The 1,268-nt window shown below is 69.2% G+C and carries 1 protein-coding gene and 1 pseudogene; both read right to left on the minus strand.

The features are described 5' to 3' along the window. Positions 1-40 precede the first annotated feature (40 nt). Positions 41-549, minus strand: a pseudogene (gene moaC / locus JCM19049_RS14495) (cyclic pyranopterin monophosphate synthase MoaC). Continuing rightward, positions 542-1,268: molybdopterin molybdotransferase MoeA (locus JCM19049_RS14500; protein WP_279403290.1), on the minus strand; the 727-nt coding region annotated here is incomplete at its 5' end. The gene JCM19049_RS14500 and the pseudogene moaC, both read right to left, overlap by 8 nt.

Here is a 1,268-nt window from a genome sequence, read left to right on the forward strand (position 1 = left end):
ACCAGCACCCCGGCGCGGCGCACGGCGGCGGCTGCATCAGTCACGCCAGTCCCGGATTTCCGCCGGATTTGGCCAGTACCCGGATGCCGGTGACCTCGGCGTGCTTGTCCACGGCCTTGACCATGTCATAGAGGGTCAACGCGGCGACGCTGGCGGCGGTCAACGCCTCCATCTCCACCCCGGTGACCCCCTTGGTGGTCACCTGCGCGCTCACCCGCACCGCAGACTCCTCGGCAGTGAAGTCCACCGACACCTTCGAAATCGGCAACGGGTGGCACAACGGCACCAGCTCCCAGGTGCGTTTAGCCGCCATGATCCGGCGATCCGGGCCGTACCCAGCGCCTCACCCTTGGGCAGGTTGCCGCTCATCAGCATCTGCACCACGTCCGGGCGGGTGACGAACACGGCTTCCGCGGTGGCCACCCGCTTGGTGACCTGCTTGTCGCTGACATCAACCATGGCCGCGCTGCCATCGGCGCGCAGGTGGGTCAGCTGCTGCTCGCCGGACGGGTTCGAATCAGCTGCGTGTGGGGTGTTTGAGTCAGTCATGGAATCTCCAAGTGTCTACCTTGGTGCCGGCCGGAAGGTGGGCGACACCGACGGGAAGGTGCACGAGCACATCGGCCCGTGCCAGGTCGTGAATCAGGTGGGAGCCGGGATCCAACACGGTGACCTGCCCGTCGTTGAGCAGTCCGCGGCGGACCTGGTGCTTGTCGCCCGGGGAATGCACCTCGTTGGCCAGGGCGTACTGTTCGGGGACGGGTTCGGCCACTGCGGCCAGGCGGCGCAGGGTGGGGGCCAGGAACAGTTCCAGCGAGAGCAGCGCGCTGACCGGGTTGCCCGGGAAGCAGAGCACCGGGGTGCCCTCCAGCAGCGCGAAGCCCTGCGGACCACCGGGTTGCAGGGCCACATGGTGGAAACTGCCGCCGGAGGGGGCCAGCGCCTCGCGCACCACCTCGTAGGCCCCGGCGCTGATGCCGCCCACCGTGAGGATGAGATCCACCTCCCGCGCCTGCTTGGCCAGTTCGCGGGTCAGCGCCGACGCGTCATCGGGCAGCCGCAGAACCTCCACCTGGGCGCCATAGCCGCGCAGCACCGCCGCGAGCATCGGTGAATTTGAATCGGGGATCCGCCCGGACTCGGCGGTCCCGCCCATCAGCTCATTGCCGGTGGTGCACACCAGCACCCGCAGCCGTGTGCGCACCGGAACCCCGCGCACGCCACTGGCCGCCAGCGCGCCGATCAGGGTGGGTGTCAGCCGGGTGCCG

This window comes from Arthrobacter sp. JCM 19049, assembly GCF_001310435.1.